Raw genomic sequence first — 20,922 nt, forward strand, 5'->3', positions numbered from 1 at the left:
TGGATTGGGACGCAAGCCGGGCCTCACACCGCCAACTCCACAGGTCCCGTGTGCCCAACGTCACGCGCGGTCACGGGAAGACGACAGGCGAAGTTGAAGTTGCAACCATGGAGAGCAAAAGAGCCCGGCCATTCCCCTGAGGCGAGGGCACAGCGAAAGGTTTATCCATGACGATTGCCCATGAAGAAGCAGTCATTGACGCCGCAGCAGTCGACGCCATTTTTGCCGAAGCCCGTACCGCCAACAGCTTCTCCGGTGAGGTCACCGACGAGCAAGCCCGTGCGATCTACGAGCTCACCAAGTTCGGCCCCACTGCTTTCAACTCGCAGCCCCTCCGCGTGACTTACGTCCGCTCCGACGAGGCCCGCGCCAAGCTGGTCGACCACCTGTCCCGTGGCAACCAGGCCAAGACCGCCTCGGCTCCGCTGGTGGCCATCCTGTCCTACGACACCGACTGGCACGAGCAGTGGGACAAGTTCCTCCCGGCCTACGGCGCCCCGAAGGCCATGTACGACGACAACGCCGAACTCACCGCCGCCACGGGCAACAACAACGCCCACCTGCAGGCCGGCTACTTCATCCTTGCCGTCCGCTCCCTCGGTTTCGCTGCAGGCCCGATGACCGGCGCCGACTTCGCAGCCATCGACGCCGAATTCTTCCCGAACGGCGACCAGAAGAGCTTCCTGATCGTCAACATCGGCCAGCCCGGCCCGGACGCCTGGGGCGAAGCCAAGCCGAAGTTCGCTTACGAGGACGTTGTCCGCACCGTTTGATCCACGCTTCCAACCGCCAACGCTCTTGCCCTTAGGTGCAAGAGCGTTGGTGTTTAAGGGCGTGTTTACGTGAGAGAGCGTTGGTGTTTAAGGGCGTTTAGGTGAGAGAGCGTTGGATCCTCTATTAGGGAAACGCCCTTTCGGGGGAACGCTCTCTCACCTTTGGGTGACGGTGGGAGACTGTCCCTATGCGGAACCTCATCTGGGTGGCGTTTACGGAGCCGGTGACAGAAGGGCTGGTTTTTCCGCGCAGCGACTGGCCGCTCCACATCACCCTGTTAAGGTTCGACGTCGGCACTGACGGAAGTGCCGACGTCGTCGGCGTCCTCGCGGACCTGGCAGAAGCGCCCGTCAAAGGTGCGCTGGGAACCCGGCTGCAGGTAGGCGGGGACGCTGGGTTCGGGCACATGGGGTCGATCCCGGTAAGCCTGATCGAACACAATCCACTGCTGCAGGGGCTCCACGAGGAGATCGTGGAAGGTGTCGGCAGCGTGGGAGGGCGCATCGCCACTCCCAAATACATCCTGGACCGTTATCGGCCGCACATCTCGCACCACAACGGCAAGCGCCCCAAGTCCGGAGACGTCGTCGTGCTTGACCAGATAGCGCTGGTGGACATGGCCCCCGAAGGAAACCACACCATCCGCCGCATCCTTAAGCTGTGGAGCCAGGACGCGACGGACGGTGATGACCCGGAGAAGATGACCCCGGAGGCTAGGCGATGACGCCGTCCACCAGGGCCTTGGCCTCTTCCTGGACCTGCTTGAGGTGGTCGGCGCCCTTGAAGGACTCGGCGTAAATCTTGTAGACGTCCTCGGTACCGGAAGGCCGTGCAGCGAACCAGGCGTTCTCGGTAACCACCTTCAGGCCGCCGATGGACGCACCGTTGCCGGGAGCTTCGGTGAGCTTGGCGGTGATCTCCTCGCCGGCCAGGGTGGTGGCGGTGACGTCGGAAGCGGAGAGCTTGCCCAGCTTTGCCTTCTGCTCACGCGAGGCGGCGGCGTCGATGCGGGCGTACACGGGGGCGCCGAACTGGTCGGTGAGTCCCTTGTAGAGCTGGGAGGGCGAAGACCCTGTGACGGCGGTGATTTCCGAGGCCAGTAGAGCCAGCAGGATGCCGTCCTTGTCCGTGGTCCACACACTGCCGTCACGCTTGTTGAAGGAAGCACCGGCCGATTCCTCGCCGCCGAACGCACCTTCGCCGGACAGCAGGCCGGGAACGAACCACTTGAAGCCCACGGGAACCTCAACCAGCTTGCGGCCCAGTCCACCGGCAACCCGGTCGATGATCGAGGAGGAAACCAGGGTCTTGCCCACCACGGACTCCGGGTTCCAGCCGCTGCGGTTGCGGTACAGGTAGTCGATGGCCACGGCGAGGTAATGGTTGGGGTTCATCAGCCCACCATCGGGGGTTACGATGCCGTGGCGGTCAGCGTCGGCGTCATTTCCGGTAGCGACATCGTAGGCAGCCCTGCCGTCCGCGCCGACGGACATCCGTTGGATCAGGGAAGCCATGGCCGACGGCGAGGAGCAGTCCATGCGGATCTTCTCATCCCAGTCGAGGGTCATGAACGCCCACTGCGGGTCCACCGTGGGATTCACCACGGTGAGGTTGAGTTGGTGGCGCTCGCCGATCTCGCCCCAATAGTCCACGGAGGCACCGCCCATGGGATCGGCGCCGATCCGCACACCAGCGTTGCGGATGGCGTCGAGGTCCAGGACGGAGGGGAGGTCATCGACGTAGCTGCTGAGGAAGTCGAACTTTCCGGTGGTGTCGGCGTTCAGGGCATCGTTCAGGGGAATGCGCTTGACGCCGCGGAGGCCGTTCTCCAAGAGTTGGTTGGCGCGCTCGGCGATCCATCCAGTGGCGTCCGTGTCTGCCGGGCCGCCATGCGGAGGGTTGTACTTGAAACCGCCGTCCGCAGGCGGGTTGTGGCTGGGGGTGACCACGATGCCGTCGGCCTGGGGTGTGCCCGGCGCCGCTTCGCGGTTGTATTTCAGGATCGCGTGGCTCAGCGCCGGCGTGGGCGTGTAGCCGTGGCGGGCATCCACCAAGACGGTCACGCCGTTGGCGGCCAGCACCTCCAAAGCGGAGTTCTGCGCAGGCTCGCTCAGGGCGTGGGTGTCACGACCAATGAAGAGCGGCCCGGTGATTCCCTGGCGGCCACGGTATTCAACGATCGCCTGCGTGATGGCAAGGATATGGGCCTCGTTGAAGGAGGCCTTCAGGCTCGATCCACGGTGGCCCGACGTTCCAAACGCCACGCGCTGCGCGGGATCGCCCAAATCCGGAACTACGTCGAAGTACGCGTCCAGCAGGGCAGTGATGTCAACAAGGTCCTGGGGAAGGGCAACTGTGCCCGCTCGGCTAGCCATGTCGTCCAGCATGCCAGACCGTCACGCCCGCTGACAGGAAATGACCCGGATAAGACACCTGTGACGCTGAATGGCGCCCGTCGCAGACCCGAATCGGGTTCCTGGCCGTCCAAAGTTCATCCGCCCTTAAGGAAGGCGGACACCACAAGGCGCCATGTCTTATGCGGCGCACCCCGCAGTTGTAGGGTGGGAATCAAAGACCGATTCCAGGGGGATATCTCATGTCAGACCAGCCATCCAAGGGCAACGAGGACAAGCCCGCGGGCTACGAGCCGCCGCAATACGTCCCGCCGGCAGAATTCAGTGCGCCCGGCCAGAGCGGCGCTGTACCGCCGCCGCCGTCGTACGGTTCTTCGCAGCAGTCCGACCAGGGCGCCGGAGCCACCCAGCCACTGCCGCCGTACGACCAAGGCGCGTACACCCAGAACGCCCAGGGCCAGGACGATTTCTATTCGCCGTCGCCGTCGCCGTCGTCGTCTGCTTCCAGTTCCTACACGCCGGGCGACTACAGCCAGCCCAGCCAGCCGAACCCCTACGGCCAGCCGCCCAGCCCTTACCAGCAGCAGGCCTTCGGGCAGTCAAGCCCCTACGGCCAGTCGAACCCGTACGGCCAGCCCGCCTACTATGCCATGCCCAACCAACCCAAGGGCCTGAGCATTGCCAGCATGTGCTGCGGTATTGCGATCTTCGTGGGCTTCGGGTTCTTCATCCTCCCGCAGATCGCCGCCGTGATCCTCGGCCACCTCGCCCTGAAGCGCGAACCCGCCGGAAAGGGCATGGCGATCGCGGGTTTGGTGATGGGTTACATCGGCGTGGCGCTCACGGTGGTGTTCATCGCCGTCATGGTCGCCGCGATCGGCGCCTCCAGCAGCTATAACTACTGATCAATAACGCACGACGGCGGCCGCGGCCTCAGGTGGGAACCTCGCCGGAGCCGCGGCCGCAGTCGTGCCTGGCAGCGAACCATTCCGGCCCTTTCGCCCTTATCGCGCCTCAGATCCAGGTAAGTCCTGAGGGCTTGCTCGTTGCCGTCGGTGCTGGAGGGGTTTTGGGTGTTCATGAGGATTAGAAATCCCCTCCGGGGTACACACCTTCCGGCAACGTGAAACATGGCGAACCGGAATCAATCCAAATCTCATTGGCCTTGATGCCTTCACCAACCAGGTAATTCTCACCGGGCGGGGGTGAATCGATTTGGACAAGATACTTCGCGTCAACATCCTTATCGATGGACACCTTGAGTCCATTCGCACGGTAGTGGGCCTCGATGTCTTTCACGATCGGCTCGGCAGGGGTGCCCTCGCTAATCGTGATGGTCGTGAAGCCATGCCAATTGTGCTGGGTCTTGTTGCAGGACAGCAGCACGCCCTTCGTCTTCTGATCGATCGAGACAACCAGGTCTTTGGGGATCAGTGCTGCGATCTCCAGTTCCGCTGCTTGGGCTTGAACTTTGGCTTCCTGCCACGTGAGTTTGGCTTCCACCGGTTCCGCCAATGTTTTGGCCGCAGTGGGCACACTTGACTCTGTTGGACTCGCTGTGGGTGTCCCGGCGCAACCGGCAAGGCCGGTCGAAGCGACCAGCACCAACGCCAATGCACTGCTCCGAGCCCTCAACGAGCCACGATCCCAGGCATGTCCTGGAGGGCTTGCTCGTTGCCGTCGCTGCTGGAGGGCTTGTCGTTATCCATGAGGATTAGAAATCCCCTCCCGGGTAGATACCGTCGGGCAACGTAAAGCACGGTGAACCTGAATCAATGCGGAGCTCCATTGGAGTCAGACCAATGCCGATCAGATATCCTTCGCCGGGTGCGGGACCAAGCAAGTGCACTTGATAGTCGCCGTTGATTCCCGTTCTGGTTGTGACCTCGAAGCTGCTTTTCTTGTAGTGGCTTTCAAGGTTTTCCATAACTTCTTTTACATTCGTGCCCGCCGTAAGGGTAACGTCTGTCCAACCATTCCAATTATGCTCGGTCTTGTTGCAAGAGAGAAGCACGCCGGCTTCTTTCTGAATGATGGAGACAACTTTGTCTTTTGGAATTACGTCGGCGATCTCCAGTGCGGTCTTCTGCGTCTGGGCTTTCGCATGCTGCCAGGTGAGGGTGGGCGATTCCAACTTACCTTCATCCTTTGAAACTGCTGTATCTGCACAGCCAGAGACGCCTAGACTTGCCATCAGTAGAACTGCAAAGGCTTTGTGGCCTGCGTAGCTCACTTGTTAACCAAACCTTGTAGATCCCGGAGCGCTTCCCTGTTGTCCTTATTGTTGGAGGCAATGAGGTTGTGGTTGTTCATGAGGATGTTCCCTTCTTCGGGGGTATTGATCGCACCGTGGATTTTTTCGTCGTCGGGGCCTTGGTAGAAGTGCTGTTCGAACTCTCTACGAAACATGGGGTTGTTGCCATCCCACACCGCCCCTTTATCGGTGACGGGGTTGATGATTCCTTGGGCGTGGACGAGCAGGTCGTAGTAGTACAGATTCGAGTACCTGGTGGACGGCTGTGGTTTCCAGTCGGGGAGCATCCCGGCCCCCGAGAGGGAAACCACCTTGTTGTACCGGGCTCCTGCGACCTCGGAGCTGGTGACGTTCGCGAGGCCCCAGCTGTGCCCGATGCCGATCTGTTCGGCACCGGTCAGGAAGGGGTCGGTGCGCATTCCGGTCTCGAAGCCAGCCAGTTGCTGCCCGGATGTGCGGGCAAGGTCCTCATCGTTCGCCTCACCGATCCTCCCCAGGTTGGGACCTCCTGCGGTTGCCTCCTCCCCGGGGAACCGCCCGTCCTTATAGACGAAGGCCACGGTCCCCGGCACCGCGCCGTTCAGATATGTCGGGACCTGCTGTACCCCGCCCTCGTAGAAGATGTTCATTCCGGTGAATGTCCCCGGAACATAGGTGATCACGTGCCGTGTTTCAGGGGACGGAGTGCCGATCATTTCAACGATCCGTGAGCGGTCCCGATCATAGAGGTAAAGCTGCACTTGGCCCGCTTCGACCTGTTTGAGGTAGGCGACCTCATTTTCCAGCATCCTTATCCGGTTCGGGTCCTGATGGGCTTGCCCGACCCCCGACAACCTCAGCGCTGTGCCCAGGTCTTTCTCCGCCGCGCTGAGCAGGTGGGAGGCGTTCAACTGGTTGGCCCGTACCCTGGCCAGGGCGGGCATCCCGTCCAAAGAGCCGAACATGGCGGGAGCAGCGGCGAGCAGCAACTCCTGCAGCGGCGCGAACCCGCCGCCGTCGTTCTCGTTCCCGGTGCCGGTGTCCACGCCCGCCCACCAGGCCGCGATCTTCGCTGGGGCCATGCCCTGCAGCGTCCTCTGCCATCCGGGCAATGTGGCCAACGCTTTCACGTCAGCAGCCGTAGCCGTGGACAGGTAGTTCAGCAGCGCCGCACCCGATAACGAGGCCGGCACCGTGGCAAGTACAAGGGCTCCGTTCGAAACCGTCACCTGTCCCACGTGCCCGCTGCCACCGGCGGCCCGGAACGCCGAAGCGATCTCGCCAAGCCGGTCCGAATCCTGATGGTTGTCTTCCAGGAACCGCCGCAGCCCGCTACCCACAGCGTCCAGATCCGTGTGCACCCATGAACAATGCTGCTCGAACTCCCACACCGCTGCGCTGACGTGGTCGGCGGCACGCCGGGCAGTCTCGTCCTGGGTCCTGAAAATGGACACCGCGGAATCCAGCGCATCCGGCTCAGCCGAACTCGCCCCTGCAGTGCTTCCGCTCACCCAAGCACGCAAACCCTGACGTGCGGTGTCAACGCTGACCACCGGACGGTCAGCCTCCTCCAACGGCGGGCGAGGCCCTACATCAACGGCAACACCGCTCGCCCAACCGGAGGCAACAGCCCACGCCGTCACCTCTTCCAGACGGCGCTGCTCAACCTCCGCAGCGCTCTTGGCTACCTGGACCTGACGGGCAACATCCTCCAACATATGGACCAATTCCACCCGGGCCGCCCGTTCAGCAGCCATGTTGTCCTGGAAGCAGTCGGCGAACACGCCCCGGAACTCCCCGAGGGCACCGTTCGAGGCCGTATCCCGGCTACTGCGTTGCTCCGACAACACCCACACCGCATCACGACAAGCACCGATAAGACGGTCGGAAACGTCCCCATCGAAGTTCACAAAGCCCCCCAAACTGTTAAACATCCACTCGGTCAAACAGGACCCTTCCGAGTGCACCCGGAAGGGTCCTGTTTCGTCGACGATCACAGCCGGGGCAAGGCTGTGGCGCCAGGAATCTCAATCGATCGGCGGGGGCCAAGAAAAGTGCCCCTGCGGATCCCTGGGGAATGTTCATGCCGTCACCAGGGCGGCATGCCTAAGAGTATAAGGGAAGCGTAGTTGTTTGGATTTCGATGGCCGACCGGCGTGGGGCTGCCTTACCGCACGCCTGCCATCAGCTTCTTAATGGCGGGCGACGCGACGGCCAGGGCAATGGCCAGGACGACCGCCACACCACCGATGCCCAGGAAGTACGGCAACTCGTCGTCAGGGTTGTAGAGTCCGGCGAGGATGCCCGCCAGGGTGGTGCCCAGCGAAACCGACAGGAAAAACAACGCCACCATCTGCGTATGGAAGGCCTTGGGTGCAAGCTTGGTGCTCACGGACAGGCCGATGGGGGAGAGACACAGTTCCGCCAAGGTGAAGAGCAACAGGATGCCCACCAGCGCCAACAACGGGGTCTTGCCGTCGCCGGCCAGCGGAATGAAGGCAAGGAAGGCCAGGCCCATGATGAACAGGCCCATGGAGAACTTGAACGGCGAGCTGGGCTGCCGGGATCCCAGCTTGGTCCACAGTGCAGCCATGACGCCGGCGAAGATGATGATGAACACCGGGTTGATGGACTGCACCCAGGCAGCCGGCATCTCCCAGCCGAAGAGGTTGCGGTCCAGCTTCTCCTCCGAGTACACGGCGATGAATGTGAACTGCTGCTGGAACAGCGCCCAGAATGCAGCCGAAGCCACGTACAGCGGAATGAAGGCGACCACGCGCTTGCGTTCCAGGGCGGAGACCAGCGGGCTCCGGAAGATCAGGAAAAGGTAGATCACCGAGGCGCCGATCGCGGCGTAGGCCATGCTGCGGGCGAGGTTGCCCGCGTTGACGATGCCCGTCCCGAGCAGCACGCCGATCACCGCGAGGATGCCCAGGAAAATCAGCCCGTACCTGGTCCGTTCTGCAGCCGGAAGCGGGTTGGGGACGCGGTGTGCTTCTTCCGGGAGCTTCTTGCGCCCGAATGCGTAGATGGCCAGGCCGATCGCCATACCCACGGCTGCGGCTCCGAAGCCCCAGTGGAAACCGCGGCTTTCCTGCAGCCAGCCGGTGACCAGCGGGCCGATCAGGCCACCGATGTTGATGCCCATGTAGAAGATGGAGAACCCGGCGTCCCGGCGTTCGTCCTTCTCCCCGTACAGGGTTCCCACCAGTGCCGTAGCGTTCGCCTTAAGCCCGCCGGAGCCGATCCCCACCAACACCAGGCCGGCGATCAGGCCGGGAATCCCGGGCAGGAGGGCCAGCGCGATGTGGCCGGCCATGATCATGATGGCCGAGCCAAAGAGGACCTTCTCGGAACCGAAGACCCGGTCGGCAAGCCAGGCACCAAGGATCGTGGACAGGTAGACACCGCCACCGTAGGCGCCCACCAGGCCTGCGGCGAGGCCTTTGTCGATGGAAAGGCCGCCCTGGTCGGCCGTGAAGTACATGTAGTACAGCAGGATTCCCTGCATGCCGTAGAAGGAGAATCGCTCCCACATTTCCACGGAGAAGAGGCTGGCCAACATCTTTGGGTGGCCGAAGAATGACGTATCGCCCGGGGTTTTGGCGGGCGTAGCCGTGGTTTGAGGTGTGCTCATTTCCTCAATGCTGGCACTGACTGCGGGCATTGTCACATCGATGAATGCCCGTGGCAACCAGCTTCCATATGCTAGACGCGTACTTCAGAGGGCTTCAAGTGAGGCAGCGACCTGGAGAAGCTGCAGTTCAGATCCCGTTCGCCCGATCAGCTGGATGCCCATGGGCAGTCCGGTCTCCGTGGTGTGCACCGGGATGCTGATGGCAGGCAGTCCGCATACGTTCACCATGGAACTCCACGGTGCGTACTCGCACTGCCGCTTGTAGTCCTCATCCGCGTCTCCGGCCCACTCGCCCGGCCACTGCTCCGTGCTGTGCCCGCCGCCAGTGAACCAGCCGATGGGCCGCGGCGTCTGCGCCAGGGACGGCATCAGGATCATGTCCCAGCGGGCGTACTGCGCCACGGTGTCATGCTCGAATTGCCGCAGGAACTTCAGGGCCTCGCTGACCTTGGCGGCACTGCGCTGTTGTGCACGACGCCGGAACGTCCGGGTGAGCGGGGTCAGCAGCGCTTCCCGCTGGGGTGCTATCCGAGCTCCCCCGACGCCGGCAGTCCACGCCGCAGTGAACGCCTGGGGATAGCGGTTGTCGTAGCGGATCTCCGCCTCGGACACACTATGGCCGGCGCCTTCCAACAGCTTGATGCCGACGGCCAGGGCGTCGTGGGCTTCCTGCCCGATCCTGAACGGATACACGCCTGCCCACGGGCTGTCCAGGCTCACGCCCACGCGCAGGCCCGAGGGCGTGCGGCCGACGTTGGCGAGGTAGCCGCCGTCGGGCTTGTCCTGCGGCGGGACCAGCGCATCCATCAGCAGCGCGGCATCCGCTGCGGTCTTTGCCAGCGGTCCGGCGACCACCAGCCGTTCAGCATCTCCCGCGCCGGCTCCGGACGGGACCACGCCCCGACCGGGCTTCAGCCCCACCAGTCCGCAGGCCCCGGCCGGGATGCGGATGGAGCCGCCGCCGTCCGTCCCCGGCGCGAACGGGACCATCCCCGCGGCCACCGCGGCAGCACTCCCGCCGGATGAGCCGCCGGAGCTTCGGCCCGGGGAATACGGATTGCGCGACGGCGGTGCGATGCGGTTTTCGCTGTACGCGGTGAGCCCGAACTCCGGCACCTGGGTCTTGCCCAGCGGGATGGTGCCCTGCTCCTTCAACGTGGCGGCCAAGGCACTATCTTCCGGCGCAGGCTTGTGCTCCAGGGCGGCGCTGCCGTGGGTCGTGGGCACGCCCGCCACGTCCGTAAGGTCCTTGAAGGCCACTGGCATGGCGTGAAGCAGGGGGAGTGGTCCGCCGCCTGCGTGGAGTTGGTCCGCTGCAGTTGCGTCCGTCAGCGCCTGCTCCGCTGTCACCGTGATGAAGGCACCCAGGTGCCTGTTCCGCTGCTCAATTACCGACAGGAAGTGTTCAGTGGTCTCCCGCGCCGACAGTTCGCCCTTGGCCAGGGCATCCCGGAGGCGAACCGCGCTGAGCCCGGCGATTCCGGACGTATCAGCCAAGGAAGCGGGGCTCCAGCCGTTCCTCCACGGCGATTGCATCCACGCTCTCGCCTGCTCCTGCCGTAACGCGGTACGCGGCCTTGTCCTTCGCCTCGGACACCACCTCCGCGAGGTCGGTGCCCCGGTAAACCAGGCCCACGCCGTCGTCCGTGCAGTGGGCCTCGCCCAGCGTTCCGTTGGCCACCAGTTTGTGGACGGTGGGCCGGCGGCGGAGTTCCGAGTCGTAGTGGACGCCGTTGGCGTAAGGCAGGAAGCCCAGCGCATTCGTGACGGGCTTGAGGTCAGGACCGAACGAATCCGTGACCCCACCCTGGAACCAGCAGATGGAGCCCGCCGAGACGCCGGCCAGCACCACCCCGCTTTCCCAGACACGCTTGAGGATCGCCTCCAGTCCGTGGGCGCGCCACACCGCCAAAAGGTTCACCACCGATCCGCCATTGACCCACACCACGTCCTGCTCCATGAGGTGGGCCTCGGGGTCCTCCACGTTGGGCATGGTGAAGAGGTTCAGGTGGCTGAAATCGAAGCCTGCAATCCGGGCGGCCTGGTCCATTTCCGCAGCCCACCAACGTTGATCCCCTGACGCGGTGCCCAAGTGGGTCACCCGCGGTGCCCGCCCTGTCACACCGGAGAGTTCCACGGCGTAATGCATGAGGTGGTTGAACTCGACCCTGGTGCGGTTTCCCTGCTTGTACCCGCCCGATGTTGCCAGAATGGTGGGCTGTCCAGCCGCCATGGTCCTACTCCTCAAGTGCCGGTTTGGGGAAGAGCTACGCGTCCCAGTCTTAGTGCCACGACGGCGCCACGCAAGCGACGCTGCCGCCGCATGTCCGGGGGACTAGGCTTGATGGTGACTTAAATCGAAGGAAGGACACCATGAGCGACTTCGAAACAGTGCCGGTGGGAGACATCCCGGACAACGCCAGCATCCTGGACGTGCGCGAAGACTACGAATGGGTTGCCGGGCATGCCGAAGGCGCCGTGCACATTCCCATGGACCAGCTTCCCGCGCGCTTGGAAGAACTGGATCCGGACGACGACCTGTTCGTCATCTGCCGCACCGGGGGACGCTCCTTCCGCGTGGTGCAGTGGCTCGTGTGACAGGGATACTCCGCCGTCAACGTGGCCGGCGGCATGGACATGTGGCTCGAGTCCGGGCGTCCCATGGTCTCGGACAACGGGCTCAAACCGGTCGTCCTTTAGGCGTTTATAACCAGCAAGGAATATTCATGCCGTTGCCCCATACCTATACATTCCTGGGCCCGGAAGGGACGTTCACCGAGGCTGCCCTTATGCAGGTGCCCGGAGCAGCCGAGGCTTCGCGCGTGCCCTGCACCAACGTGAACACCGCCCTGGACAAGGTGCGGTCCGGCGAGGCCGACGCGGCGATGGTGCCCATCGAAAATTCCGTCGAAGGCGGTGTCACCGCAACGCTGGACGCCATTGCTTCAGGCCCGGAGCTCCGCATCATCCGGGAGGCGCTGGTACCCATCACGTTCGTCCTCGTGGCGAGGCCCGGCGTCGAAATTTCCCACATCAAGCGGATCTCCACGCACGGCCACGCCTGGGCGCAATGCCGCCTGTGGGTCGACGGGCATCTTCCGCAAGCCGACTACGTCCCCGGATCCTCGACCGCGGCTGCAGCCATGGGCCTGTTGGAGGACGGAGCCCCTTACGACGCCGCAATCTGCGCCCCCCTGGTGGCAGCATCGCAGCCCGGGCTGAGGGTGCTGGCAGAAAACATCGGCGACAACCCGGATGCGGTCACGCGGTTCATCCTGGTCAGCAAACCCGGCACGTTGCCCGAGCGAACCGGTGCGGACAAAACCACCGTGGTGGTACCCCTGCCCGAAGACCACCCGGGTGCCCTCATGGAAATCCTGGACCAGTTCGCCTCCCGCGGAGTCAACCTGAGCCGGATCGAATCCCGCCCCACCGGCCAGTACCTGGGGCACTACTTCTTCAGCATCGACGCGGACGGGCATGCCGCGGATTCCCGCGTCGCGGACGCGCTGGCAGGTCTCCACAGAATCAGCCCGGGCACGCGTTTCCTGGGGTCCTACGCCCGGGCTGACCAGCAGGCGGCGGTCGTGGCGCCGCACACGTCCGATGCCTCGTTTGCTGCCGCGCATGCCTGGGTGGAGTCGATCCTCAAGGGCTGAAACTGCCGTATTTCCTTGACGCTTCAACCCCTTTCGCGAGCCACCAAGTGTGCGTATGCTTGCTTGATCCACAAACGATGGATGAATGCCCAAACGAAGGGAGCGGTCATGACAGCACATCGCGATGACCAAGACGGCCAGGGCATGATTGTGAATCCCAAGCCCTCCGGTGACAACAAGGACGACTGGGACGGTGACGAAGCCGACCGCGCGGATCGGCTCCGTTTTGAAGAAGAACAAGCCATGATCCGCGAACAGGCAGAGGCTCGCGCCGCCGCGAAAGCAGCAACCGAAGCTGCCGAAGAGACTGCAGCGCAGCCGGACAAGGGCGCTGTCTAGGCGGTTTCGGCCTTGGGGACGCGAACCAACAATGAACCCGGCCGCACCTGGACGGTGACCTTGGTCGCCTCACCCGAGGGATCGCCGTCGAGCTGTGTGGCCATGGGTTCCTGGCTGCGGATGGTGACCTTCCCGGAACGGTAGAAGTTCATGACCGGCAGGTTCACCTTGTGCTTGAACAGGACCTTGGCGTACATGGCAAGCCACCCCAACGCGCTGCGTGGACTCATGACCACGATATCCAGCATGCCGTCGTCCAGCATCGCTTCCGGAATGAAGTCGATGCCGCCCGGAATCAGGCCGCAGTTGGCGAACAGGACGCTGCGGATCTTCCGGGTCTGTTCGGGTTCGTCGTCCATGGTGATGGTCACCCGCTTGCGGCGGCCTGGCAGGTGGCGGACGCCGGCCTCCGTATAGGCGAGCCATCCCACGGTTTTCTTGAGGTCTTCCTTGGTGTCGCCCACGACTTCCGCGTCCAGGCCCATGCCGGCGATCACCAGGAAGGTGTGCTCGGAGGATTCGCCCGTGATGCTGTTGTCCAGGGCCATGGTGGCGGTGTCGATGTACCGTTGGTGCCCGAACAACGCGATCTGGATACAGTCGGCGACGTCGTTGACGTCCAGCTCGACATTCCGGGCCAGCAGGTTGCCGGTGCCCAGCGGCACCAGGCCCATCGCGACCCCCGTATTTGCCAGCGACTCAGCCACCACGCGTACTGTGCCGTCGCCCCCGCACGCAAGAACGACGTCGGCCCCGTACTCCATGGCCTCCCGTGACTGACCGTAGCCGGGGTCATCGACCGTGGTTTCGAAGAACCTGGGCGGGTCCCAGCCGGCAAGCTCGCAGGCGTCGATGATGCCTTGCCGGGCTTCTTCGGCGTTGTTCTTGATGGGATTGAGGATCACGGCGACCTTCTGGTAGCCGGGATCCGGCTTGTGGGTGTCCTCCCGCACCGCGCTCCTGATGTGCCGGGCCCTCAACCGGCGCACACCCCACCAACTGGAGACGGCAAAGACCACGCCCCCAGCGAGAATCACGTACAGGATCCAGTCGCTCATGGTGATCCAACACTATCGTCCTGGGAGGGCACGTCCGATTCGATACTCTTGTGTGGTGATCGACGTAAAAGACCTCAGCGAAAACCCGGACAAGTTCCGTGCCAGCCAGCGCGCCCGTGGCGCCGACGAGTCCGTTGTGGACGCGATCATCTCCGCTGACTCCGACCGCCGTGCGGCCCTGATCCGCTACGAGACCCTGCGGGCGGAGCAGAACGCCTTTGGCAAGAAGGTTGCCCAGGCCAAGGGCGAGGAGAAGCAGGCCCTGCTGGCCGAGGTCAAGGAACTGGCCAACTCGGTGAAGGCTGCCTCGGCTGAGGCGGACGCGGCGCAGGCCAAGCAGGAGGAACTGCTCCGCATCATCCCCAACCTGGTGGTGGACGGCGTGCCCGAGGGCGGCGAGGACGACTACGTGGTGGTCAAGACCGTGGGCTCGCCGCGTGAATTTACAGACTTTGAGCCGAAGGACCACCTGGAGATCGGCGAACTGATTGGCGCGATTGACATGGAGCGCGGCGCCAAGGTTTCCGGCGCACGCTTCTACTTCCTGCGCGGGGTTGGCGCGCGCTTGGAGATGGCGCTCCTGCAGATGGCCATGGACCAGGCCATCGAGGCGGGTTTCATCCCCATGATCACGCCCACTTTGGTGCGTCCGGAGACCATGCAGGGCACCGGCTTTGATGTAAAGCACGACGCCGAGATCTACCGTCTTGCTGAAGACGACCTTTACCTTGTGGGAACCTCGGAGGTGGCCCTCGCCGGCTACCACGCGGACGAGATCCTGGACCTCTCTGCGGGCCCCATCCGCTACGCCGGCCAGAGCTCCTGCTACCGCCGCGAGGCCGGTTCGCACGGCAAGGACACCCGCGGCATCATCCGCGTGCACCAGTTCAACAAGGTGGAGATGTTCATCTACACCACCGTTGAGGAAGCCGCCGCCGAGCACGAGCGCCTGCTGGCGTGGGAAGAGGAAATGCTGGCCAAGTGCGAGCTTCCGTACCGCGTGATCGACACCGCGGCCGGTGACCTGGGCATGTCCGCGGCCCGCAAGTTCGACTGTGAAGCTTGGGTTCCCACGCAGAATGCGTACCGCGAGCTGACCTCAACGTCCAACTGCACCACGTTCCAGGCCCGCCGCCTCAACATCCGCGAACGCGTGGTGAACGAGGAAGGCGTTGCCAAGGGAACCCGCGCCGTGGCCACCCTGAACGGCACGCTTGCCACCACCCGCTGGATCGTGGCCCTCCTGGAGCACCACCAGAACCCGGACGGCTCGGTCAACGTACCGAAGGCGCTGCAGAAGTACCTTGGCGGCCTGGAAGTCCTTCCCGTCCTGTCCAAGTAGCTGGCAGTAGTGGTTGTTCTGAGCTCTCAGAACAACCACTGCTGCCAGTCAGTTGGGGGGAGTGTTCACCCACCGTTCAGCCGCTGCTGTGGTCCCGGTCCTAGTGCCGTGTCCGGGGTGTCTGCTCTACTGGAACCATGACTATTTTGACTGAGAATACAGTTGCTGGCATCGATGACCAGCCAAATACCAACCAAAAGCTCATGATCGCCCTGGACGTTGACGGCACGCTGGTGGACCACGACGGCCACATGTCGCCGGCAGTCCGGGAAGCTGCCCAGGCTGTGGTCGCCAGTGGCCACGACGTCATGATCGCCACGGGACGTTCCCTCAACGCGACCCTCCCGATCATCGAACAGATCGGCCTGGACCGCGGGTACGCCGTGTGCTGCAACGGCGGGGTGACGCTTCGCCTGGACCCCGCGTTGGACACCGGCTACGAGATCATTCACAAGGCCACGTTCGATCCCGCTCCTGCGTTGAAGGCGCTCCGCGAACGGCTGCCCAATGCCAAGTACGCGCTGGAAGATGAAGAGGGCAACTTCCTGTCCACCGAACGCTTCCAGGACGCCAGCTTCGGCGTTGAATCCATCGGCGTGGACTTCCAGACCATGCTGGATTCCGTTGCGGTGCGCGTGGTGGTTTTCAGCAGCGAGAACACCTCCGAGGAGTTCAACGCAGCCATCCACCACATCGGCCTGTCCGGTGTCACGTATTCGGTGGGCTGGACGGCCTGGCTGGACATCGCGGCGGAGGGGGTCACCAAGGCAAGCGCACTGGAGGCCCTGCGCCTTCAGTTGGGCACGGACCCGGACAACACATTGGCGATCGGCGACGGCCGCAATGACATCGAGATGCTCACGTGGGCCGGCCGCGGTGTGGCCATGGGACAGGCGCCGGAGGAAGTGCTCGCCGTGGCGGATGAAGTCACCGCGTCAGTGTTCGACGACGGCGCAGCCCTGGTGCTGCGCGGCCTGCTGTAAGAGCCACTCACGTCCTCCGTGCTGTATCAGGAGGCCGCGGCACCAGAGGATCTGCAGCCGTTCGCCACGCATTTTTGGTTCATCCGGGCCCAGCCCCAGGCGCGGTACGAAAAGATCCTTCCGGGCCCTTCCGCGCACCTGATCCTCAATTTGTCCGCTCCGTACCGCCTGATTACCCCTGCGGTGGACGCTGGACCTGCCACGTCCACGGCTGTAGCAGCAGGATTCTATGCCGGGCTCCAGCGCAGTTACCTGATCAGTGAGAACCCGGACCGGTTGTTCAACGTCGGGGTACGCCTGGCCCCTTTCGGCCTGCCTGCCTTTACCGGGCTTCCGCCGTCGGAGGTCCAAGGCCGCGTGGTGGATGCGGAAGACCTCTTTCCAGGGTTCACGCAGCTTCAAACCCGGCTGGAGGAAGCGTCCCCGGACCAGGCCTTTTCAGCGCTCGCTGATTTCCTTCGGAGCAGGCTGAGGCGGGGGTACCGGGCCGATGCAAGGACGGTGCGGGTCACGGAAACCCTGGCCGGGCGTGACATGGAGATTGCTGCGCTTGCCCGGGATGCGGGCATCAGCTGGTCGACGCTGGAACGCATCATGGCGCGGGACTGTGGGGTGACGGCGAAGGCGTACTCCGACGTCTGCCGTTTCTACAGGTTCGTGAACCAGGCTACCGCCCTGCCCCAAGGCGCCGCACCCGGCAGTGAACTCCTCCAGTTGGCCGATTACTACGACCAGCCACATCTGATTCGTACCTTCCGGCGGTTCAGCGGCTTCACCCCCACCGAGTACCTGCGTGTGGTGCAGGGATATGGTCCCGAGTACGCCACGTTCGTGCCGATGGAGAGCGTTCCGGCCGTCTGAGCGGGGCATGGGGATTTTTTACAAGACGCAGCATGCCAGTGCGCCGTACTGTCCACCCAAGTACAGGACAGCAGGTGAAAGGGGCAGGCGTGGACGTCTACATCAACTGGCTGGCGGTGGTGCTGGCAGCGTTGGCGACCTTTGTGGTGGGCGGACTGTGGTATTCCGTGCTGTTTGCCAAACCCTGGCAGAGGGCCGCCGGTGTCACCGACGAGCAGCTGAGGTCCGGAACGGTGCGGGTGTTCGCGGGGTCGTTCATCCTGGCGGTGGTCATGGCCGTTTTCCTGGCGGCCTTCATCGGCCGGGGAGGGGCAGCATTCGGAACGTTCGCGGGCCTCGCTGCAGGTATCGGCTGGGTGGCTGCTGCCCTTGGCGTCAATTACCTGTTTGAACGGCGCAGTCCTGTGCTGTTCGCCATCAACGGCAGCTACAACGTGGTTACTTTCACGGCCATGGGCGCCATCATCGGTGCCCTGCAGGCGTAGGGGGAGTCAGCCCACCCGTCCGCGCCACGCCCCGGTTTCGCGGCCCCGGTCCTCGATGAAGTCCTTGAACTTTTCCAGGTCCGCGGCCACCTGCATTTCATCCGCCGAAAGCGCGGCGCCGGCTTTCTCGAGGAATCCTTCGGGCTCCCATTCCAGGGTGACGCTGACGCCGCAGTGTTCCGGGCCCAGATTATCGAACCGGACGGTCCCTGCATTGCGGGGCTCGTCGAGGCTTTCCCAGCTGATCACCTGGTCAGGTACCTGCTGGGTGATGCGGGCGTCGTATTCACGTTTTACGCCGCCCACCTTGGTGGCGAAGTGCAGGGTAGTGTCATCGATTTGGCGGACACTCTCGACCCCCGTCATGAACTGCGGAAAGGTCTCGAACTGGGTCCACTGGTTATAGGCGACCGTAACGGGAACCTCGAGTTCCACGGCCTTGGTAATCGTTTGCATGGCGTGTGTACCTCGCCTTGGTAGTGCCTAGCTGAAGTGCGTTTCCACGGGCCCGCCACCGGCCGAGTTGACGATGGCCTGCGCGACTTCGCGGAGCTTGATGTTCCTGTTGCTGGAGGCGCGCTTGATGAGCTCTACGGCCTCTGCCTGGGTGCAATGGTTCTGCGCGATGATGATGCCGGTGGCCACGTCAATGACCGTCCGTGACGCCATTGCCGCCTTCAGGTTGCTGGCGGTTTGGCTGTGCCGGGCGATCATGATGGCCAGCCTGAGTCCCTTGGATGCCTGTTGGACATAGTCCGTGGCACGTTGGACGGCGGTCTGGTCGAAGGCGTGCGGTCGTTCGGAGTAGAGGTTAAGTCCTGCCTTGGCGCCGTCTTCCGGCAAGGGAAACGGTACGGCGAGGACGGAACGTATCCCTTGCCGGATCGCTACTTCGCTGTACTCGGGCCAGGTGGCGTCGTTTTCCAGGTCCGTGATGTGGACCAGCGTCCCTTCGCGTGCGGCAGTGAGGCAAGGACCGTCGTCGAACTGGTACTGAAGCTCGTCGAGTTGCAGCGCGCGTTCACCGCTGCTTGCGGCGGTGGCGGCTTCGCGGTGCCGCAGCAGGGTCAGGCCGCAAAAAACTTCACCGGCAGGCGAGCTGAACATTGCCGACGAATGGCGTGCAAGCTCGGTGAGGAACGCCCCGACCTCGGGGTTGTCCAGGAGCAGGTCCTGCACGTCCGTGGCCACCGGCGGGGACTCTTGGGTCAGTTGTGGGTCTTCCATCTGGATCTCCGATCCCTGGACGAGGCTACTCTTCGAGCCTAGTCCTGTACACCCGTTGAAAGCTAATAGTAAGTGTGCTTCTCTTTTTAAGGAGTCTTGCCGTGGGCTCACCCTTACCAACAGGTCAAAGGATTGAAGCCACATGCGACAAGCCCGACCCTTGCAGTACACAAACCGGGCCAACGCCCCGGAAAGCACCATTAGACAGAGCTTCCAGGACGGCCTCGTCCTGGACCACCTGAACCTGGCCAAGTCCATCGCCGCGCGCTATTCCGCGCATACCCACGACCTCGACGACGTCAGGCAGGTTGCGTACATGGGCCTCATCAAGGCCGCGCGCGGCTACGACGAAGCCAAAGGGGTGAGCTTCCCCGCCTATGCCGCCCCGACGATTGCCGGTGAGGTTAAAAGGTATCTTCGCGATCACTGCTGGGTGGTCCGTCCGCCCCGCCCCATCCAGGACGTGCGCCGGCAGGTATTGGCCCGCACCGAGGAAATGACCCAGGCGCTGCAGCGGACACCCTCGCCCGAGGAAGTGGCCGAGGACCTGAAGCTGGAACCATGCCAGGTGCGCGAAGCCCTTATGGCAGGTACCAGCAAACGCCCCGATTCGCTGGACGCTCCCGCGGGCGAGGGACGCGACGGACTTCAGGGCTCCCTGTCAGCGCAGGGCTGCCCGACCGAGCGGCTGGAGGATGTGCTGGCGTTGCGGAACGCCATCCGCAGCCTCAGCGCCGAAGACCGTCACTTGCTCTACCGGCGGTACTACCGCGAGGAAACCCAGTCCACCATCGCCGACGCCCTGGGGATGTCGCAGATGCAGGTTTCCCGCAAGCTGTCCAAGATCCTGGTGGCACTCCAGACCCAGCTCCTGGACGAGGAAGTACACAGCCAGACAGGGACGGCTCCCTAAGGGGCACCCGGAGGGCTGCGCCGCTGCGGCTGCTCAGGGCTCCAGCGAGTCCACGGCCTCCAGTACGTCGCGGACACCCACGGCAAGGAGCGCGGGGTCAGGATCCGGAGCAAAGACGTCACCGCGTCGGAGCCCGACGGCGGTAAGCACCTTGTGCGGCCCGGGCGGCGGACCCCATTCCTCGGCAGGAGCGGGCCCGAACAGCACGACCGACGGGCGTCCGTAGGCCGACGCGAGGTGCGCCGCTCCGGTATCGGCCGAGACCACCAGCCGCGCCTCCGCGATGGTGGCCGCAAAGGCGGCGAGCCCTTGCTGCCCGGCCAGCACGCCGCCGTCGAGGTCTACTCCCTTGAGCTTGGCCAAAGCGGCGGTGGCTTCCGCGCGATCCCGTTCCGATGTCCCGCCTGTGAGCACCACGTTGTGGCCGGCGGCCGCAAGCTCCACGGCCACGTCCGCGAACCGCTCGATCGGCCAGAGCCTGCTTCCGTAGGCGGCGCCCACATGGATGACGGTCGCGCCCGGACGGGGTGAAGGGACGCCGGGTTTGTTGAGCCGGAAGTCGAGCGGGTCGGCGTCGATACCGTGCCAGGCCAGGAGCCGGGTCCAGCGCTCGCGTTCGTGACGGCCCGTAACCCACTCCGGCCCCTCCAGTGCAGGCAGCCCGTCCAAGGCCGGCGACTGGTGCGCGATCACGCGCCGGGCCTGGAGTTCGTCAATCCGACGGCGGCTTTCGGGGCCGTTTCCATGCAGGTTCACCGCAACGTCAACGGTGCCCGGGGCCATGGTCAAGGGGTCGTCCAGCCCCGGCGTGGGCAGGTGGTCGATGCCACCCACCAACTCCAGGGCTTCGGCGATCCAGGCCGGCGCCGCGTACAGGATCCGGTGGTCCGGGTAGGCCTTGCGAAGTCCGCGCAGGGCCGGAACCGCAACCAGCAGGTCCCCTAGTTTCAGCGCGCGCAGGGCGAGCAGTACCGGCTGTTTGTTGTTTTCGATGGTGTTCACTGAGTCCTCCCGCCAGGAGTCTATCGGCAGGAAACTTATCATCCCGCCGCTGTTT

Annotated in this window: 21 protein-coding genes and 1 pseudogene; 11 read left to right on the plus strand and 11 right to left on the minus strand. The window is 64.0% G+C overall.

Translation table 11 applies throughout. The annotated features are described in order from the left end of the window. Positions 1-167 precede the first annotated feature (167 nt). Together ACUYMZ_RS01525 and ACUYMZ_RS01530 are read left to right on the plus strand one after the other, a co-directional pair. On the plus strand, positions 168-773 hold the full coding sequence (locus ACUYMZ_RS01525; RefSeq protein ID WP_426005110.1) for a malonic semialdehyde reductase: 606 nt from the start codon (positions 168-170) through the stop codon (positions 771-773). A 188-nt stretch (positions 774-961) separates the two neighbouring features. Further along, entirely contained in the window at positions 962-1,498 is a 537-nt protein-coding gene (locus tag ACUYMZ_RS01530) for a 2'-5' RNA ligase family protein (protein ID WP_481601871.1), read from the plus strand. Here ACUYMZ_RS01530 and pgm read toward each other — a convergent pair. Next, entirely contained in the window at positions 1,488-3,149 is a 1,662-nt protein-coding gene (gene pgm, locus ACUYMZ_RS01535; protein WP_481601872.1) for a phosphoglucomutase (alpha-D-glucose-1,6-bisphosphate-dependent), read from the minus strand. The genes ACUYMZ_RS01530 and pgm overlap by 11 nt on opposite strands. A 221-nt stretch (positions 3,150-3,370) precedes the next feature. On the opposite strand from pgm, the gene ACUYMZ_RS01540 reads away from it, so the two are divergent. Further along, complete coding sequence (locus tag ACUYMZ_RS01540; RefSeq protein ID WP_481601873.1) at positions 3,371-4,033, plus strand: DUF4190 domain-containing protein; 663 nt, start codon at positions 3,371-3,373, stop codon at positions 4,031-4,033. Between the two features lie 181 nt (positions 4,034-4,214). Here the strand turns inward: ACUYMZ_RS01540 and ACUYMZ_RS01545 are convergent, their stop codons facing one another. The 6 genes from ACUYMZ_RS01545 to ACUYMZ_RS01570 all read right to left on the minus strand — a co-directional run bounded on the left by ACUYMZ_RS01545 (position 4,215) and on the right by ACUYMZ_RS01570 (position 11,231). Beyond that, entirely contained in the window at positions 4,215-4,664 is a 450-nt protein-coding gene (locus ACUYMZ_RS01545; RefSeq protein ID WP_481601874.1) for a hypothetical protein, read from the minus strand. Between the two features lie 178 nt (positions 4,665-4,842). Then, positions 4,843-5,361, minus strand: coding sequence for a hypothetical protein (locus tag ACUYMZ_RS01550; RefSeq protein ID WP_481601875.1), 519 nt, complete (start codon positions 5,359-5,361; stop codon positions 4,843-4,845). Beyond that, positions 5,358-7,271, minus strand: a complete 1,914-nt coding sequence (locus tag ACUYMZ_RS01555; protein ID WP_481601876.1) for a hypothetical protein — start codon at positions 7,269-7,271, stop codon at positions 5,358-5,360. Before ACUYMZ_RS01555 ends, ACUYMZ_RS01550 begins: the two co-directional genes overlap by 4 nt. 257 nt (positions 7,272-7,528) lie before the next feature. Further along, the gene (locus ACUYMZ_RS01560; RefSeq protein ID WP_481601877.1) at positions 7,529-9,028 is read right to left on the minus strand and encodes a peptide MFS transporter; all 1,500 of its coding nucleotides are present in this window, start codon (positions 9,026-9,028) and stop codon (positions 7,529-7,531) included. Between the two features lie 54 nt (positions 9,029-9,082). Then, entirely contained in the window at positions 9,083-10,495 is a 1,413-nt protein-coding gene (locus ACUYMZ_RS01565; protein WP_481601878.1) for an amidase, read from the minus strand. Next, positions 10,488-11,231, minus strand: coding sequence for a Type 1 glutamine amidotransferase-like domain-containing protein (locus tag ACUYMZ_RS01570; RefSeq protein WP_481601879.1), 744 nt, complete (start codon positions 11,229-11,231; stop codon positions 10,488-10,490). Before ACUYMZ_RS01570 ends, ACUYMZ_RS01565 begins: the two co-directional genes overlap by 8 nt. A gap of 140 nt (positions 11,232-11,371) precedes the next feature. Between ACUYMZ_RS01570 and ACUYMZ_RS01575 the strand changes: the two are divergent. From ACUYMZ_RS01575 to ACUYMZ_RS01585, 3 genes and pseudogenes are all read left to right on the plus strand, one after another. Next, a pseudogene (locus ACUYMZ_RS01575) lies at positions 11,372-11,698 on the plus strand (rhodanese-like domain-containing protein). A gap of 26 nt (positions 11,699-11,724) precedes the next feature. Further along, the gene (gene pheA, locus ACUYMZ_RS01580) at positions 11,725-12,657 is read left to right on the plus strand and encodes a prephenate dehydratase (RefSeq protein ID WP_481601880.1); all 933 of its coding nucleotides are present in this window, start codon (positions 11,725-11,727) and stop codon (positions 12,655-12,657) included. 108 nt (positions 12,658-12,765) lie between these two features. Further along, positions 12,766-12,996: a hypothetical protein gene (locus ACUYMZ_RS01585; RefSeq protein WP_426005125.1), complete on the plus strand. Its 231-nt coding sequence runs from the start codon at positions 12,766-12,768 to the stop codon at positions 12,994-12,996. Here ACUYMZ_RS01585 and ACUYMZ_RS01590 read toward each other — a convergent pair. After that, entirely contained in the window at positions 12,993-14,054 is a 1,062-nt protein-coding gene (locus ACUYMZ_RS01590; protein ID WP_481601881.1) for a diacylglycerol/lipid kinase family protein, read from the minus strand. The two genes, ACUYMZ_RS01585 and ACUYMZ_RS01590, sit on opposite strands and share 4 nt — an antisense overlap. Before the next feature lie 55 nt (positions 14,055-14,109). Here ACUYMZ_RS01590 and serS point away from each other — a divergent pair, with 55 nt between their 5' ends. The 4 genes from serS to ACUYMZ_RS01610 all read left to right on the plus strand — a co-directional run bounded on the left by serS (position 14,110) and on the right by ACUYMZ_RS01610 (position 17,725). Further along, positions 14,110-15,396: a serine--tRNA ligase gene (serS, locus tag ACUYMZ_RS01595; RefSeq protein WP_426005129.1), complete on the plus strand. Its 1,287-nt coding sequence runs from the start codon at positions 14,110-14,112 to the stop codon at positions 15,394-15,396. 137 nt (positions 15,397-15,533) lie between these two features. Further along, positions 15,534-16,379 (plus strand): HAD family hydrolase, encoded by an 846-nt coding sequence (locus ACUYMZ_RS01600; RefSeq protein ID WP_481601882.1) that lies wholly within the window; start codon positions 15,534-15,536, stop codon positions 16,377-16,379. An 18-nt stretch (positions 16,380-16,397) separates the two neighbouring features. Then, entirely contained in the window at positions 16,398-17,240 is an 843-nt protein-coding gene (locus ACUYMZ_RS01605; RefSeq protein ID WP_481601883.1) for a DUF6597 domain-containing transcriptional factor, read from the plus strand. An 89-nt stretch (positions 17,241-17,329) separates the two neighbouring features. Beyond that, positions 17,330-17,725: a DUF1761 domain-containing protein gene (locus tag ACUYMZ_RS01610; protein WP_426005133.1), complete on the plus strand. Its 396-nt coding sequence runs from the start codon at positions 17,330-17,332 to the stop codon at positions 17,723-17,725. Between the two features lie 6 nt (positions 17,726-17,731). Here ACUYMZ_RS01610 and ACUYMZ_RS01615 read toward each other — a convergent pair whose 3' ends face one another. Continuing rightward, complete coding sequence (locus tag ACUYMZ_RS01615) at positions 17,732-18,181, minus strand: SRPBCC family protein (RefSeq protein WP_426005134.1); 450 nt, start codon at positions 18,179-18,181, stop codon at positions 17,732-17,734. Positions 18,182-18,208: 27 nt separating this feature from the next. Continuing rightward, positions 18,209-18,952, minus strand: coding sequence for an ANTAR domain-containing protein (locus tag ACUYMZ_RS01620; protein ID WP_481601884.1), 744 nt, complete (start codon positions 18,950-18,952; stop codon positions 18,209-18,211). Positions 18,953-19,094: 142 nt separating this feature from the next. Between ACUYMZ_RS01620 and ACUYMZ_RS01625 the strand changes: the two genes are divergently transcribed. Further along, positions 19,095-19,865, plus strand: coding sequence for a sigma-70 family RNA polymerase sigma factor (locus ACUYMZ_RS01625; protein WP_426005137.1), 771 nt, complete (start codon positions 19,095-19,097; stop codon positions 19,863-19,865). 33 nt (positions 19,866-19,898) lie between these two features. Here the strand turns inward: ACUYMZ_RS01625 and ACUYMZ_RS01630 are convergent, their stop codons facing one another. Further along, positions 19,899-20,867, minus strand: coding sequence for a glycosyltransferase family 9 protein (locus ACUYMZ_RS01630; protein WP_481601885.1), 969 nt, complete (start codon positions 20,865-20,867; stop codon positions 19,899-19,901). Positions 20,868-20,922: the final 55 nt, after the last annotated feature.

The organism is Arthrobacter sp. T572, assembly GCF_056780115.1.